Source organism: Citrobacter sp. Res13-Sevr-PEB04-36 (genome assembly GCF_015672735.1).
Taxonomy (GTDB): Bacteria; Pseudomonadota; Gammaproteobacteria; order Enterobacterales; family Enterobacteriaceae; genus Citrobacter.
Map to the genome: position 1 here is coordinate 95,117 of NZ_JADABY010000039.1, position 15,384 is coordinate 110,500.

The window sequence follows — 15,384 nt, forward strand, 5'->3', positions numbered from 1 at the left end:
CGTTTGGTCATTATCTGCGCAGGGAAAGGTGCTATACTGTGCAGGTTTTGAACACAAGCGAGGATGATATGTCTACCCAATTAGACCCGGCCCAACTGGCAATAGAATTTATACGTCGTGATAACAGCGATCTTTCACCGGCTCAGTATCTGAAAAGACTGAAACAATTAGAGCTGGAGTTTGCTGATTTACTGGCGCTCTCTTCGACTGAACTCAAAGAAGAGATCTATTTTGCCTGGCGGCACGGCGTTCATTGATTCCGGTATGCTTATCGTGATGAAAACCCCGACATCTGTTCGGGGTTATTTTTTGCCTTAAATCAGGCTTACCATTTCATCTCGCCCGTATTAACCTTCGCACTCAGCTCCAGCGAGCTGTCGTCTGCAAGCCCTTGCCACGCGGCTTTCATCGTTTTAATCACATACGCAGACCCTTGTTTCGCGGCCAGCGCCTGCTCAAAAGCGTGCAAATAATCACCGGTGAAGCGGATCGCTTGATCGCCTGCCGGACGTTCACCGATGTAGTGACCGGGGATCACCTCGGTTGGGCGTAAGGTTTGCATTTCGCTCAGCACGTTGCGCCATGCGCTGCGCTGTGCAGGAGACTGTGTGTCCGCGGTCCAGACATGAATGCCGGAAGCCACGCCGGTGCCGCCGAGGATAGCCCGGTTAGCCGGGATCCAGATATACGCCGCATAATCATTAGGGTGGTGTAGTTCCAGCGTTTCACCATCAATCGTAAAGCGTGTTTGCGTAGTGACCTGCGGCACGATGAGCGTCGTTGGCGCGCCGTCTTTCATCTGCGGGCCCCAAAACTGCAGTTTGGCTTCTTTGGTGGCACGAATGTGCTCGACGACCTGCGGTGTTGCCAAAACCTTTACCTCGGGAAAGGCGCTAACAATGGGCTGCAGACCAAAATAAAAATCCGGATCGCCGGAGGTGATTACAATGGCCTTTAGCTTTTTGCCGCTGTCGCGAATCATCTGTACCAGCTTTTCACCGTCTTTGGTGCTGAATTGCGCATCAAATAGAATGGCCTCTGTCGGGCCGGACACCAGCGTTGAGGATACCGGGAAAATGGCTTTTACCTGCGGATTGTAGACGTCAAGCTGGAGCGGCGCGGCGAAAACCGGTGAGGCCAACAGGGGCAATAGCAGAGCCAGGGCGTTCACTTTCATGGGGGATAACCTTTTGCAGATGAAATGTCTTTTTCTTGTTCTTTATTTTACGGATATTTGGATCTGTTAGAATTCCTCTATCAGGACATGCTGAGTTTCATAAAACGATCGGATGGGATGCGATGGACAGAGTAATGGCGGCAACGGTGTTTAACCACATCTGTGATTTGGGCAGCCTGAGCGCCGCAGCACGCGCGCTGGGGCTTTCCAGACCGATGGTCAGCCGCTATCTCGACGAGATGGAAAAATGGGCGGGTGCGAGGTTGATTCACCGTTCATCGCGCCGGCTGACCATTACGCCGGCAGGGGAAGAGGCATTAGCGAAGACGCGGTCGTTGGCGCAGCTGTCGCTGGATATCAGCGCCGCTAGCGCGGCAGAGATACCCTCCGGCACGCTTCGTGTGGCCTGTGCCCATTTTACTGCGATGCATATTCTGGCACCGATGTTGCCCGTTTTTCTGGCGCGTTTCCCTGAATTGCGCATTGAAGCCGACATTAATAATCAACCGGTAAGTCTGGTCGGTGAACGCATTGATGTGGCAATCCGCATCACGGATAACCCTGAACCAGGCACCATCGCCCGCCGTCTGGGTGATTGTGAGTCGGTGTTATGCGCCTCCGCGGACTATCTGCATCAGCATGGCACTCCGCAAAATCTTGATGAACTCGCCCAACACAATTGCCTTTACTACAGCGGTTTCGCTGGAAAATCCTGGCACTTTCACGATGAGCAGGGCGATGCCGTATCGGTGGCAATAAAGGGAAATCTCAGTGCGGGGATCTCTGCGCTATTATGTGAGTCGGCACTGGCCGGGATGGGCATTGCGCTGGTGCCAGAACAAGAGGCGCGTGAAGGACTGGCACAAGGTCGGTTGATCCGGCTTTTGCCCCAGCTCAAGCCGCGATGTCTGCCGATTTATGGTTTATATCTGTCGCGTGAGCATCAACCAGCAGGGCTGCGTCTGCTATTGGATGCTCTACAAGAAACCCTGGTCTGAATATATGAGCTGTGTCTGCCTATAAAATAGACAAAACGCAGTTTGTGTTAAAAAAGTCGCGTCAGGATATGAGACCATTCTTATCGCCCCTTCAAGAGCTAAGCCATCGTGAGTGCCGGAGATAAGCGCCGGATGGGGCCGGAACCCTTAAGGCTGCTAACATAGCAGCCTTAAGGGTTTTTTTATTGTCTGCTTACCGCGAGTGAGTTTTGCTCTGATTTTTTACAGCTGTTATCTAAAATGTGGGGATGACATTTAAGTCTATGCCTGACACATCCGCTTTATACCGATGAGAAAATGACGGGGCAAGTTCACTGGTGTGTTGTCACTGATATCATCGGGTGTGCTGATATTGGTAATATTAATATGTTAACCGGGTTTACATCGTGGCAGAAAATCTTGTTTTCAATTTTAAGAATCAAATATCCATTCATTATCGGTTCAAACCTGCGGTAAGAGATTGCCGGCATCTGTTGATCGTTATGTCAGGATTCAATATCCCGGATCCTACCGTTTATGATTTTACCATGCTCGACCACTGCCATTCCGCCATCTTGTGGATTAAAGATGACTTTGGCGGTCTGCCGGCTTATTACTTATGCAATGAAATGAACTTCGATATAGAACAGGGGATCAGCCTGCTCATTCAGGGGGTGATTGATTTTGTAAAACCCGCAGATACGACCATTCTTGGTGCTTCCAAGGGAGGGTCGATGTCGTTGTATTATGGCCTTAAACATAATATTCAAAATATCATCACCGCCGTGCCGCAGTTTTATATCGGTAGCATCGCCGGAGAAGATAACAAAATTAGATAATCTACTGATCGACGTTATCAATAAAGATAAACATAAAAATGCGAATATATATCTTTTTACCTCACCCGATGATAAACAGTTTTCTGTAGAAATTGAGCCAAATTTAGCATTGCTACACGAGTATGCGAACTTTAACTTGGTTGAAACATGCTCGTCTTATGCTAAACAACACAATCAGATCACGCGCTATAATCTGAACGTCATTCTGTCCATAATTTATCAACTTGAAAATAATATAACGCCAGCATATGGGCAGGTTAGAAATGGAGATGGATGGTTGCCGGTTGTTAGCTGTAGTCGGTAACGCGTGTGGTGATTGCTATCATAGAAATAGTCATTTTCTATACATCTTTTGATTTTTGACCTGTCTCGCCGATTTCCCCTCATTAATTCATTATTTATCAAAGTATTGAACAAAATAATCCATCTCTGTAAACCCTCGCTGCAGGGTCTATGCTTAATAAAAGTATTCAAAAAGGGCGGTTAACCCGAATGCCCCTGCTGATGAGGGGTTGAAGTGATAATCATTATCACTAACATGGTGTTGTAGCATGCAGGCTAATGACTCGAGGTAACCCTATGGAATTGCATTCAGGAACATTTAATCCGGACGATTTTACATGGCGTGGGTTGACGTTAACGCCAGCCGCAGTAGCGCATATTCGTGAGCTGGTTTCAAAACAGCCCAATATGCTGGGCGTGCGGTTAGGCGTGAAGCAAACAGGATGTGCGGGGTTTGGCTATGTGCTGGATACCGTCAGCCAACCAGAAAAAGACGATCTGCTGTTTGAGACGGATGGCGCCAGGCTGTATGTGCCGTTGCAGGCGATGCCGTTTATTGACGGAACTGAAGTCGATTTTGTTCGTGAAGGATTAAATCAGTTATTTAAATTTCATAACCCGAAAGCCCAGAACGAATGCGGCTGTGGCGAAAGTTTTGGGGTATAGGCGGTACTATGTCGCGTAACACTGAAGCAACTGACGATGTCAACACCTGGGCTGGCGGACACCTCAATTACAAAGAGGGATTCTTCACCCAACTCAAAACCGATGAACTGGCTAAAGGCATCAATGAAGATGTCGTGCGGGCGATTTCCGCGAAACGCAACGAACCGGACTGGATGCTGGCGTTTCGCCTGGACGCGTTTAAGGCGTGGCTGACCATGGAGGAGCCGCACTGGTTAAAAGCGCATTACGATAAACTGAATTACCAGGATTACAGCTATTACTCCGCGCCTTCCTGCGGCAATTGCGATGAAACCTGCGTCTCTGAACCGGGAGCGGTACAACAAACGGGCGCGAATGCATTTTTAAGCAAAGAGGTTGAGGACGCTTTCGAACAGCTCGGCGTGCCGGTACGTGAAGGTAGAGAAGTGGCGGTCGATGCTATTTTTGACTCGGTGTCGGTGGCGACCACCTATCGTGAAAAGCTGGCGGAGCAGGGCATTATTTTCTGTTCGTTCGGCGAAGCTATTCATGACCATCCTGAACTGGTGAAGAAATATCTCGGTACCGTGGTGCCGGGCAACGACAATTTTTTTGCCGCGCTGAATGCGGCGGTTGCCTCAGACGGCACGTTTATCTATGTGCCGAAAGGCGTGCGCTGCCCAATGGAGCTTTCCACCTATTTCCGGATTAATGCGGAAAAAACAGGCCAGTTTGAACGCACCATCCTGGTGGCGGATGAAGGCAGCTATGTCAGCTACATTGAGGGCTGTTCTGCACCGGTGCGCGACAGCTACCAGTTGCACGCTGCGGTAGTCGAAGTGATTATCCATAAAGATGCTGAAGTAAAATACTCGACGGTGCAAAACTGGTTCCCCGGCGATGGTAATACCGGCGGCATTCTGAACTTCGTTACCAAGCGCGCACTGTGCGAAGGAGAAAACAGCAAAATGTCGTGGACCCAGTCGGAAACCGGCTCGGCCATCACCTGGAAATACCCAAGCTGTATTTTGCGCGGCGACAACTCCATCGGCGAATTCTACTCCGTTGCGTTGACCAGCGGCCATCAGCAGGCCGATACCGGCACCAAGATGATCCACATCGGCAAGAACACCAAATCGACCATTATCTCGAAAGGGATCTCCGCCGGACACAGCCAGAACAGCTATCGCGGCCTGGTAAAAATCATGCCGACGGCCACCAACGCCCGTAACTATACCCAGTGTGACTCGATGCTGATTGGCGCGGACTGCGGGGCGCATACCTTCCCGTACGTAGAGTGTCGCAACAACAGCGCCCAGCTTGAACACGAAGCCACGACCTCACGCATTGGGGAAGATCAGCTGTTCTACTGTCTGCAGCGGGGTATCAGCGAAGAAGACGCCATCTCGATGATCGTCAACGGGTTCTGTAAAGACGTGTTCTCTGAACTGCCGCTGGAGTTCGCTGTGGAAGCGCAAAAACTTCTCGCCATCAGCCTTGAACACAGCGTCGGTTAAAACTTAAGGAAAGCACATGTTAAGCATTAAAGATTTACAGGTCAGCGTCGAAGAGAAGGCGATCCTGCGCGGGCTGAGCCTTGAGGTCCGCCCGGGTGAAGTTCACGCCATTATGGGACCGAATGGCTCAGGGAAAAGTACGCTGTCGGCAACATTGGCCGGGCGTGATGATTATGCTGTCACCGGGGGAACGGTGGAATTTAACGGTAAAGATTTACTGGAACTGTCGCCGGAAGACCGGGCCGGTGAGGGCATCTTTATGGCGTTTCAGTACCCGGTAGAAATCCCCGGTGTCAGCAATCAGTTTTTCCTGCAAACCGCGCTTAATGCGGTACGCGGTTACCGTGGTGAAGAAGCACTGGATCGATTCGACTTCCAGGATTTGATGGAAGAGAAAATCGCGTTGTTGAAGATGCCGGAAGATTTGCTCACTCGTTCGGTGAACGTCGGCTTCTCCGGCGGCGAGAAAAAGCGTAATGACATTCTGCAGATGGCGGTACTGGAGCCTCAGCTGTGCATTCTCGACGAGTCTGATTCGGGGCTGGATATTGATGCGCTAAAGATTGTTGCCGATGGCGTCAATTCGCTGCGCGACGGCAAGCGTTCGTTCATTATCGTTACCCACTATCAACGCATCCTTGATTATATCAAACCCGATTACGTCCATGTTTTGTATCAGGGGCGCATTGTTAAGTCCGGCGATTTCACGCTGGTTAAACAGCTGGAGGAGCAAGGATATGGCTGGCTTAGTGAACAGCAGTAACGTGCTGCAGCAGTGGCATCACCTGTTTGAGTTGCAGGGCGAAACCCGCTCGCAGCACGCGCAGCAACACTTACAGCAGATGCTGCGTCTGGGGCTGCCTACGCGTAAGCATGAAGACTGGAAATACACGCCGCTGGAAGGATTAGCCAGCGGTCAGTTTGTAAGCCATTTTGCCGCGGTAAGCCTGGCACAGTGCGAGGCGCTGGCGGCTGGGATTGATGCTGTGCGGCTGGTATTTGTCGACGGGAAATTCTGCGAAGCGCTAAGCGACAGCGCGGACGGCAGCGGCTTTGACATTACCGTTGACGAAGCGCACCTGTCGCTACCGGCACCGATTCAGCCGGAGGTTTTTCTGCACCTGACGGAAAGCCTGTCGCGCAGCGTGACGCATATCAAGGTGAAACGTAATCAGCGCCCGACGAAACCGCTGCTGCTGATGCACATCACCCAGGGAGTGGCGGGCGATGACGTCAATACCGCGCATTATCGCCACCACCTTGAACTGGAGGAAGGTGCAGAAGCTACCCTCATCGAACACTATGTCAGCCTCAACGAGAAAAGGCACTTTACCGGCGCGCGCATCACGATGAACGTTGAGGCCAATGCCCACTTGCAGCATATCAAGCTGGCGTTTGAAAACCCGGTCAGCCATCACTTCGCCCATAACGACATTCAGCTGAGCGCAGATGCCACGGCGGTGAGCCACAGCTTTTTGCTCGGCGATGCGGTATTGCGCCATAACACCAGCACCCAGTTGAACGGCGAAAACACCACGCTGCGGATTAACAGTCTGGCGATGCCGGTGAAAAACGAAGTCTGCGACACCCGGACCTGGCTTGAGCACAACAAAGGCTATTGCAATAGCCGTCAGCTGCATAAAACCATCGTTAGCGATAAAGGCCGGGCGGTGTTCAATGGTCTGATCAACGTGGCGCAGCACGCGATTAAAACCGACGGGCAGATGACAAACAATAATTTGCTGCTCGGTAAGTTGTCGGAAGTGGACACCAAACCGCAGCTGGAAATCTATGCCGATGACGTGAAATGCAGCCACGGCGCGACGGTAGGGCGGATCGACGATGAGCAGATGTTCTATCTGCGCTCGCGTGGGATCGGTCAGCAGGATGCTCAACAGATGATTCTCTATGCGTTTGCCGCTGAGCTGACGGAAGCCCTGGGCGATGAAACGCTTAAACAACAGGTTCTGGCGCGTATAGCTCAACGCCTGCCGGGAGGCGTAGCATGACATTTCCGATTGAAAAAGTACGGGCTGACTTTCCGGTCCTGATGCGAGAAGTGAACGGCCTGCCGCTGGCGTATCTGGACAGCGCCGCCAGTGCGCAAAAACCGAATCAGGTGATTGATGCCGAAGCTGAGTTTTACCGCCATGGTTATGCGGCGGTTCACCGTGGTATTCATACCTTAAGCGCTCAGGCGACGGAAAAAATGGAGAATGTGCGTAAGCTGGCGTCGTTGTTTATTAACGCCCGCTCCGCTGAAGAACTGGTGTTTGTGCGCGGTACGACCGAGGGCATTAATCTGGTGGCTAACAGTTGGGGCGCCAGCAATGTGCGGGCGGGTGATAACATCATTATTAGCGAGATGGAGCACCATGCCAACATCGTACCATGGCAAATGCTGTGTGCCCGCGTGGGCGCTGAGCTACGCGTCATCCCATTGAATGATGATGGCACTTTGCAACTGGATAGCCTGCCGTCCCTGTTCGACGAGCACACTCAGTTGCTGGCGATTACCCATGTATCCAACGTGCTGGGTACCGAAAACCCGCTAGCAGAGATGATTGCGTTGGCGCATCAGCACGGGGCAAAAGTGCTGGTCGATGGCGCGCAGGCGGTGATGCACCATAAGGTGGATGTGCAGGCGCTCGATTGCGACTTTTATGTCTTCTCGGGACATAAACTGTACGGCCCCACCGGTATCGGCGTGCTGTATGCCCGCGAGTCTTTGCTACAAGATATGCCGCCCTGGGAAGGCGGCGGTTCAATGATAGCCACGGTTAGCCTGAGCCAGGGAACGACCTGGGCGAAAGCGCCCTGGCGTTTTGAGGCGGGAACGCCCAACACCGGCGGTATTATTGGCCTGGGGGCTGCCATTGAATATGTGAGTTCGCTGGGGCTGGATGACATCAGCGAGTACGAGCAGTTCATGATGCGCTATGCGCTGGAACAGCTGGCCAGCGTGCCGGAACTGACGCTGTACGGCCCGCAGGACCGCCTGGGCGTCATCGCGTTTAACCTCGGTAAGCACCACGCCTACGACGTTGGTAGTTTTCTTGATAACTATGGCATTGCCGTGCGCACCGGGCATCACTGCGCCATGCCGCTGATGGCGTATTATAACGTCCCTGCTATGTGCCGGGCCTCGATTGCCATGTACAACACCCAGGAAGAGGTTGACCGTCTGGTGACAGGACTTAAACGCATTCATCACTTACTGGGATAACAGGGAGGCGTTATGGCTGCGCTACCGGATAGAGATAAGTTGTTGCGTAATTTTATGCGCTGCGCGAATTGGGAAGAGAAGTATCTGTATATCATTGAATTAGGTCAGCGTTTAGCAGAGTTAAATGCTGACGATCGCTGCGAGAAAAATAGCATTCAGGGCTGTCAGAGTCAGGTATGGATAACAATGCGTCAGGACGCTGACGGCAGGATTAAATTACAGGGCGACAGTGACGCGGCAATTGTGAAAGGGCTCATTGCCGTGGTATTTATTTTGTATGACCGAATGACTGCCGAGGATATTGTGAATTTTGATGTGCGCCCGTGGTTTGAAAAAATGGCGCTGGCACAGCATCTCACGCCATCGCGTTCACAGGGACTGGAAGCGATGATTCGCGCTATTCGTACGCAAGCGGCAACTCTTAGCTAAACTGATAAAACACGTCATCCGGCAAGTCTTGCAGGATGACGCTGAGCAGATTAACGCAATGACTCGTACGCCGAATAACGCACCAGCCGTTATCCGGCAATAACGCCAGGGGGGTGAGTGAGTATGAAACGCGCGTCTATTATTACTCTAATGCTAATTGGCGCTTACAGCGCTATACAGGCCGCCTGGGCGGTCGATTATCCTTTGCCTGCGGCGAACAGTCGTCTTGTCGGACAGAATCAAACCTACACCGTGCAGGAGGGCGATAAAAACTTGCAGGCGATAGCCCGCCGGTTTGATACCGCCGCGATGCTGATCCTCGAAGCGAATAATACGATCGCCCCGGTACCCAGCCCTGGGACCCTGATTACGATTCCTTCGCAACTGCTGTTACCGGATGCGCCGCGCGAAGGCATTATTGTGAATCTGGCGGAGCTGCGTCTGTATTACTTCCCGCCGGGAGAGAATATCGTTCAGGTATTCCCTATTGGTATTGGCTTGCAGGGGCTGGAAACGCCGGTGATGGAAACCCGGGTTGGGCAGAAAATCCCTAATCCGACCTGGACACCGACGCCAGGCATCCGTAAACGCTCTCTGGAGCGCGGTATTACGTTACCGCCGGTTGTACCCGCCGGACCCAATAACCCGTTAGGACGCTTCGCACTGCGTCTGGCGCATGGAAATGGTGAATATCTCATCCACGGCACCAGCGCACCCGACAGCGTAGGCCTGCGCGTCAGTTCTGGCTGTATCCGCATGAACGCGCCGGACATCAAAGCCCTGTTTGCTCAGGTCAGGACCGGCACACCGGTCAGAGTGATTAACGAGCCGATAAAATACTCCATCGAGCCAAACGGCATGCGTTATGTTGAAGTGCACCGTCCCTTGTCACCGGAGGAAGAACAAAACGTACAGACCATGCCGTATGTGCTGCCAGCAGGTTTTACCCAGTTTAAAGACAGTACAGCTGTAGATCCGGGGCTGGTGGATCGGGCGCTGTATCGTCGGGCAGGTTATCCGGTTACTGTCACGGTCGGGCAGACACCGATTGCGGCCAACGGGCCAGAGGTGAAGTCGGCACAGAATGGCGTACCAGAAGCAGGGGATGTGCGGACGATGCAATAACAGGGAAGGGGAAATGAAGGGCAAAAAAAATGGCGCACAATGTGCGCCATTTCTATTACACAGATACTATTACTTACGGTATTTAGTAGCTGCGTTATCCAGACGCTGGTTAGCGCGTGCTGCGTCATCTTTAGCAGCCTGAACGTCGGAACGCATTGCGTTCACGTCGTTGCTCAGCTGGTCAACTTTAGCGTTCAGAGTCTGAACGTCAGAAGACAGCTGATCGATTTTAGCATTGCTGGAGCAACCTGCCAGCAGAGTAGAACCCAGGATTACCGCGCCCAGTACCAGTTTAGTACGATTCATTATTAATACCCTCTAGATTGAGTTAATCTCCATGTAGCGTTACAAGTATTACACAAAGCTTTTTAGGTTGAGAATATTTTTTTGATGCGAATGCACTTATTTTTGATCGTTCGCTCAAAGAAGCATCGAATTGTGCAAAAACGGCTAAAAACCCGAGTGAAAACAGAAAGCTTCCATCGGATTCATCTTAGATAATCTCTAATTAGATAGTGAAATCCGATTTGATTTTTTATTAATAGTGGCTATCACAAAAATAAAAAAAGCGCCGCAAGGGCGCTTTTTAGGCAAATTAATTCCCGATGGAATTATTACAGCACGTGAACAGATGCGGTGTTGGTGGTGCCGCTCGGTACCAGCGCACCGGAAACCATCACCACAACGTCGCCTTTCTGTGCCAGGCCGCGTTCAACCAACTGCAGCGCAACTTCTTTACCCAGACGGTAGAAATCATCAGTAGAGGCGATTTCTTTCACCAGGTGCGGCACCACGCCTTTGCTGAGAACCAGCTGGCGAGCAGTAACTTCGTTGGTGGTCAGCGCCAGAATGGTCGCGTTCGGGAAGTATTTACGTACAGCTTTAGCCGATTTACCACCCTGGGTAGCCACGACGATCAGCGGAGCTTCCAGTTTTTCAGCGGTTTCTACTGCACCACGGCAAACGGCTTCGGTGATACGCAGTTTGCGGTTGTCATGGCTGTTGTCCAGGCGGCTGGTCATCACGCGGTCGGTACGTTCGCAGATGGTTGCCATGATTGAAACGGCTTCCAGCGGGTATTTACCTTTAGCGGATTCACCAGACAGCATGACCGCATCGGTACCGTCGAGGATGGCGTTTGCCACGTCACCGGCTTCAGCACGGGTCGGACGTGGGTTTTTGATCATGGAGTCCAGCATCTGGGTCGCGGTGATAACCACTTTACGTGCGCGCACGCATTTTTCGATCATCATCTTCTGCGCGAAGATAACTTCTTCAACCGGGATTTCTACGCCCAGATCGCCACGCGCAACCATGATGCCGTCGGACGCTTCGAGGATCTCGTCGAAGTTGTTCAGGCCTTCCTGGTTTTCGATTTTGGAGATGATCTGAATGTTTTCGCCGCCGTGTGCTTTCAGGTGCTCACGAATTTCAACGACGTCAGAACGTTTACGGATAAAGGACGCCGCAACGAAGTCAACGCCTTGCTCGCAACCAAAGATCAGGTCCTGCTTGTCTTTTTCAGCCAGTGCTGGCAGCGCGATAGAAACACCCGGCAGGTTAACGCCTTTGTTTTCGCCCAGGTCGCCGTTGTTCAGCACTTTACAGATAACTTTGTTACCTTCGATTGCGGTAACTTCCATGCCGATCAGACCATCGTCAACCAGCACAGTGTTGCCGACGGAAAGGTCATTGGTGAAGCCTTCATAGGTAACTGCAACGATCTCGTTGTTACCGACAACTGATTTGTCGGTGGTAAACGTGAAAGTCTGGCCCGCTTTCAGCGAAACGTCGTTACCGCCTTCCAGTTTAATGGTACGGATTTCCGGACCTTTGGTGTCCAGCAGGATGGCAGCTTTCTTGCCAGTCTTGCTCATCACGTTGCGCAAGTTCTTAATGCGCTGACCATGTTCTGCGTAATCGCCGTGGGAGAAGTTCAGACGCATGACGTTCATGCCCGCGTCCAGCATTTTGGTTAACATCTCTTCGGATTCGGTTTTCGGACCGATGGTGCAAACAATTTTCGTCTTTTTCATGACAGTCTTAGTCTTTAAGTTGAGAAGGATATGGAAATCTGGCTTCCGTCGCGCACGGATGGGAAGCTAAACCTGAGTTACGAAAGTTGTGATGCCTCGTTCTAAGGATAGGTGACATCGAAAGAGCGTGCAGAGGAATGTGTGCTTGCGTTTCAGCCCAACGGGTAGGAGAGTTTTGTAGTCGTTGAGTTTTACAGGTCAATGTGCTGAAACCATTCAAGAGACAATTGACGCGCATTATACGCTGAAAATTATCCAAAAGGAAAATGGAAACAGCGTTTCAAAAGTGTTCTGTGCAGTTTCACAATAAAATATTCACGAATTTGTTCATTGCTATGGATAAAGAGGTTGTCCGCAGCGGTGGTCTGTTGCGCAACAACACGTATCTCTCTGCATTCTTGATCCCGTCGAAGGGAATGACAAAAACAGTTATTCCATAAAGTTATATCAAATGCTTTTTAATTCATATCAAAAGCTTATTTCCCTGATTACACTCATTTGGACATCCATACTGCTAAACAGCTAAAAGCCTTAGCAGGATAACAATATGCAGCAGCGGATACCCAAACGACATGATTGTCCTGAAAAATATTTCGAAAGTATTTACGCCAGGCAGGCTTGCTATTACCGCTGTCGATGACGTCAACCTGACGGTTGAACAGGGGCAGATTTACGGAATTATTGGCTACAGCGGTGCCGGTAAGAGCACCTTGATTCGCCTGCTTAACGGCCTTGAACAGCCAACTTCCGGCAGCGTAACCATCAATGGTCACAATATTTCTGCGGCGAGCGGGGAGTCGTTGCGCCAGGCACGGCTGAAAATCAGCATGGTGTTTCAGCACTTTAACCTGCTGTGGTCGCGAACCGTCAGCGAAAACATTGCATTTTCAATGCAAATCGCCGGTGCGCCAAAAGCAAAAATTAATGCGCGGGTGGCCGAACTTATTGCGTTGGTCGGGCTGGATGGTCGTGAAAACGCCTACCCGTCGCAGCTTAGCGGCGGGCAAAAACAGCGTGTCGGGATTGCCCGCGCGCTGGCCAACAACCCGGACGTGCTGTTGTGCGACGAAGCGACCTCCGCGCTGGATCCGCAAACCACCGATCAGATCCTGGATTTGCTGCTCGATATTAACCGTCGTTTCAAATTAACCATTGTGCTGATCACCCATGAGATGCACGTGGTGCGCAAAATTTGCGATCGTGTGGCGGTAATGGAAAACGGCAAAGTAGTTGAAGAGGGCGATGTGCTCAGTGTCTTTACCCACCCGCAGCAACCGATCACTCGTCAGTTTGTCCGCCAGGTAAGTCAATATGCCGAGGAAGATGAGTTTAATCCGCAGCTGGCCAGCGAACTGGGTGGCTCGGTGATTAAGTTAACGTTTACCGGACAGCGTACCCATCGGCCGGTGGTCGGGGAGCTGACCCTGCGCTACGGCCTGCCGTTTAACATTCTGCACGGCAAGATGACGCAAACCGCCCATGGCGCGTTTGGTCAACTATGGGTACACGTGGTGGCCACGGAAGAACAACTCAACAATATTCTGGCCGATCTGCGCCACAGCGACGTTGACGGCGAGGTTATCCAACATGGCTGATTCCCTGTTTCCCCATCTGAAATGGGACCAACTGTTCGCGGCAACTCAGGAAACGCTCTACATGACCGCGCTTTCCGGTGTGGCGACCTTTGTACTGGGTATTGCGCTCGGACTGGCGCTATTTCTGACCGCGCGTGGTGGCCTGTTTCATAATCGTACGCTGTACAGCGCTATCTCGCTGATTGTGAATATTTTCCGCTCAATCCCGTTCATCATTTTGATCGTGTTGCTGATCCCGTTTACCAAAACGCTGGTCGGCACCATTCTCGGTGCAAATGCTGCGCTGCCCGCGCTGATCGTGGGCGCCGCGCCGTTCTATGCCCGTCTGGTCGAAATTGCCCTGCGTGAAGTAGATAAAGGCGTTATTGAAGCGAGCCGCTCCATGGGGGCACGTCTGAGTACGCTTATTTTTCGGGTTTTACTGCCGGAATCATCACCCGCTCTGGTGTCCGGTATCACCGTGACGCTGATTGCCCTGGTTAGCTACAGCGCAATGGCTGGCGTGATTGGTGCCGGTGGTTTAGGGAATTTGGCTTATCTGGAAGGATTCCAGCGCAACCACAGCGACGTTACGCTGGTGGCGACGGTGACCATTCTGGTTATTGTCTTCATCATCCAGTTTTGCGGCGATGTGATCACCTCTCTGTTAGATAAACGCTAATAAAATACGGAAACCATTATCATGAAAAAATCACTGACATTACTCGCCGCCGCCACCTTAAGCGCCCTGAGCTTTGCGTCGTGGGCAGACACGCTGACCGTGGGCGCGTCCAACGTGCCGCACGCTGAGATCCTCGAACAGGCGAAACCGATCCTGGCAAAGCAGGGGATCGAGCTGGAGATTAAACCGTTCCAGGACTACATTCTGCCAAACACCGCACTGGCGGGTCGTGAGATTGACGCCAACTACTTCCAGCATATTCCGTACCTGAACAGCGTACTGAAGGATCATGCGGGTGATAAGACCTATGATTTCGTCAGCGCCGGGGCAATTCACATTGAGCCGATTGGTATCTATTCGAAAAAGGTGAAGTCGCTGAAAGATTTGCCGGAGGGTGGAAAGATCATCATGCGTGACGCGGTGTCCGAAGAAGGGCGTATTCTGTCGATTTTCGAAAAAGAGGGCGTGATTAAGCTCAAGCCAGGCGTTGATAAAGTCACCGCGCGCATCAGTGACATCGTTGAGAACCCGAAAAAGCTGAAGTTCCTGCCTAACGTTGAAGCGGCACTGTTGCCGCAGATGTATAACAACGATGAAGGCGATGCGGTGGTGATCAACGCCAACTACGCCATCGATGCCGGGCTGGATCCGGTGAAAGATCCGATTGCCGTCGAAAGCGGTGAAAACAACCCGTACGCCAACATCATTACCGTGCATCGCGGCGATGAGAAGAAAAAGGATATTGTGGCGCTGGTTGACGCACTGCACTCAAAAGAAATTCAGGACTGGATCCGCACCAAATATAAAGGCGCGGTGATCCCGGTAAATAACTGATCCACTTTCTGCCGGGAAGCGGCTTCGCCTTACCCGGCCTA

The 15,384-nt window shown here is 51.7% G+C and carries 16 protein-coding genes; 13 read left to right on the plus strand and 3 right to left on the minus strand.

Annotated features, from left to right (window positions below; translation table 11 throughout):
• Positions 1 to 68 precede the first annotated feature (68 nt).
• Positions 69 to 257, plus strand: coding sequence for a YdiH family protein (locus IMQ48_RS11445; protein WP_135912127.1), 189 nt, complete (start codon positions 69 to 71; stop codon positions 255 to 257).
• Between the two features lie 68 nt (positions 258 to 325).
• On the opposite strand, the gene IMQ48_RS11450 is transcribed toward IMQ48_RS11445, so the two are convergent.
• Positions 326 to 1,177 carry a Vmh family MBL fold metallo-hydrolase gene (locus tag IMQ48_RS11450; RefSeq protein WP_196209126.1) on the minus strand — a complete coding sequence of 284 codons (852 nt, stop codon included), beginning with the start codon at positions 1,175 to 1,177 and terminating at the stop codon, positions 326 to 328.
• 122 nt (positions 1,178 to 1,299) lie between these two features.
• Here IMQ48_RS11450 and IMQ48_RS11455 point away from each other — a divergent pair, with 122 nt between their 5' ends.
• The 9 genes from IMQ48_RS11455 to IMQ48_RS11495 all read left to right on the plus strand — a co-directional run bounded on the left by IMQ48_RS11455 (position 1,300) and on the right by IMQ48_RS11495 (position 10,217).
• The gene (locus IMQ48_RS11455) at positions 1,300 to 2,175 is read left to right on the plus strand and encodes a LysR family transcriptional regulator (protein ID WP_196209127.1); all 876 of its coding nucleotides are present in this window, start codon (positions 1,300 to 1,302) and stop codon (positions 2,173 to 2,175) included.
• Positions 2,176 to 2,561: 386 nt separating this feature from the next.
• Positions 2,562 to 2,993: a hypothetical protein gene (locus IMQ48_RS23055; protein ID WP_230326380.1), complete on the plus strand. Its 432-nt coding sequence runs from the start codon at positions 2,562 to 2,564 to the stop codon at positions 2,991 to 2,993.
• A gap of 579 nt (positions 2,994 to 3,572) precedes the next feature.
• Complete coding sequence (sufA, locus tag IMQ48_RS11465) at positions 3,573 to 3,941, plus strand: Fe-S cluster assembly scaffold SufA (RefSeq protein WP_196209128.1); 369 nt, start codon at positions 3,573 to 3,575, stop codon at positions 3,939 to 3,941.
• 8 nt (positions 3,942 to 3,949) lie between these two features.
• Positions 3,950 to 5,437, plus strand: coding sequence for a Fe-S cluster assembly protein SufB (gene sufB, locus IMQ48_RS11470; RefSeq protein ID WP_196209129.1), 1,488 nt, complete (start codon positions 3,950 to 3,952; stop codon positions 5,435 to 5,437).
• Between the two features lie 16 nt (positions 5,438 to 5,453).
• Positions 5,454 to 6,200 (plus strand): Fe-S cluster assembly ATPase SufC, encoded by a 747-nt coding sequence (sufC, locus tag IMQ48_RS11475; RefSeq protein ID WP_196209130.1) that lies wholly within the window; start codon positions 5,454 to 5,456, stop codon positions 6,198 to 6,200.
• On the plus strand, positions 6,175 to 7,446 hold the full coding sequence (sufD, locus tag IMQ48_RS11480) for a Fe-S cluster assembly protein SufD (RefSeq protein ID WP_196209131.1): 1,272 nt from the start codon (positions 6,175 to 6,177) through the stop codon (positions 7,444 to 7,446). Before sufC ends, sufD begins: the two co-directional genes overlap by 26 nt.
• A complete protein-coding gene (sufS, locus tag IMQ48_RS11485) occupies positions 7,443 to 8,663 on the plus strand; it encodes a cysteine desulfurase SufS (RefSeq protein WP_196209132.1) in 1,221 nt (406 codons plus the stop codon). Before sufD ends, sufS begins: the two co-directional genes overlap by 4 nt.
• Before the next feature lie 12 nt (positions 8,664 to 8,675).
• The gene (sufE, locus tag IMQ48_RS11490; protein WP_196209133.1) at positions 8,676 to 9,092 is read left to right on the plus strand and encodes a cysteine desulfuration protein SufE; all 417 of its coding nucleotides are present in this window, start codon (positions 8,676 to 8,678) and stop codon (positions 9,090 to 9,092) included.
• A 123-nt stretch (positions 9,093 to 9,215) separates the two neighbouring features.
• Positions 9,216 to 10,217, plus strand: coding sequence for a L,D-transpeptidase family protein (locus IMQ48_RS11495; RefSeq protein WP_196209182.1), 1,002 nt, complete (start codon positions 9,216 to 9,218; stop codon positions 10,215 to 10,217).
• Between the two features lie 69 nt (positions 10,218 to 10,286).
• Here the strand turns inward: IMQ48_RS11495 and lpp are convergent, their stop codons facing one another.
• Entirely contained in the window at positions 10,287 to 10,523 is a 237-nt protein-coding gene (gene lpp / locus IMQ48_RS11500) for a murein lipoprotein Lpp (RefSeq protein WP_003029373.1), read from the minus strand.
• 308 nt (positions 10,524 to 10,831) lie between these two features.
• On the minus strand, positions 10,832 to 12,253 hold the full coding sequence (pykF, locus tag IMQ48_RS11505; RefSeq protein ID WP_196209134.1) for a pyruvate kinase PykF: 1,422 nt from the start codon (positions 12,251 to 12,253) through the stop codon (positions 10,832 to 10,834).
• 572 nt (positions 12,254 to 12,825) lie between these two features.
• Here pykF and IMQ48_RS11510 point away from each other — a divergent pair.
• Genes IMQ48_RS11510 through IMQ48_RS11520 form a run of 3 tightly spaced genes read left to right on the plus strand, consistent with a single transcriptional unit; the run spans position 12,826 to position 15,343 of the window.
• A complete protein-coding gene (locus tag IMQ48_RS11510; RefSeq protein ID WP_196209135.1) occupies positions 12,826 to 13,848 on the plus strand; it encodes a methionine ABC transporter ATP-binding protein in 1,023 nt (340 codons plus the stop codon).
• On the plus strand, positions 13,841 to 14,509 hold the full coding sequence (locus tag IMQ48_RS11515; protein WP_196209136.1) for a methionine ABC transporter permease: 669 nt from the start codon (positions 13,841 to 13,843) through the stop codon (positions 14,507 to 14,509). The genes IMQ48_RS11510 and IMQ48_RS11515 overlap by 8 nt, the downstream gene beginning before the upstream one ends.
• A gap of 21 nt (positions 14,510 to 14,530) precedes the next feature.
• Positions 14,531 to 15,343 carry a MetQ/NlpA family ABC transporter substrate-binding protein gene (locus tag IMQ48_RS11520; protein ID WP_096757208.1) on the plus strand — a complete coding sequence of 271 codons (813 nt, stop codon included), beginning with the start codon at positions 14,531 to 14,533 and terminating at the stop codon, positions 15,341 to 15,343.
• Positions 15,344 to 15,384 lie beyond the last annotated feature (41 nt).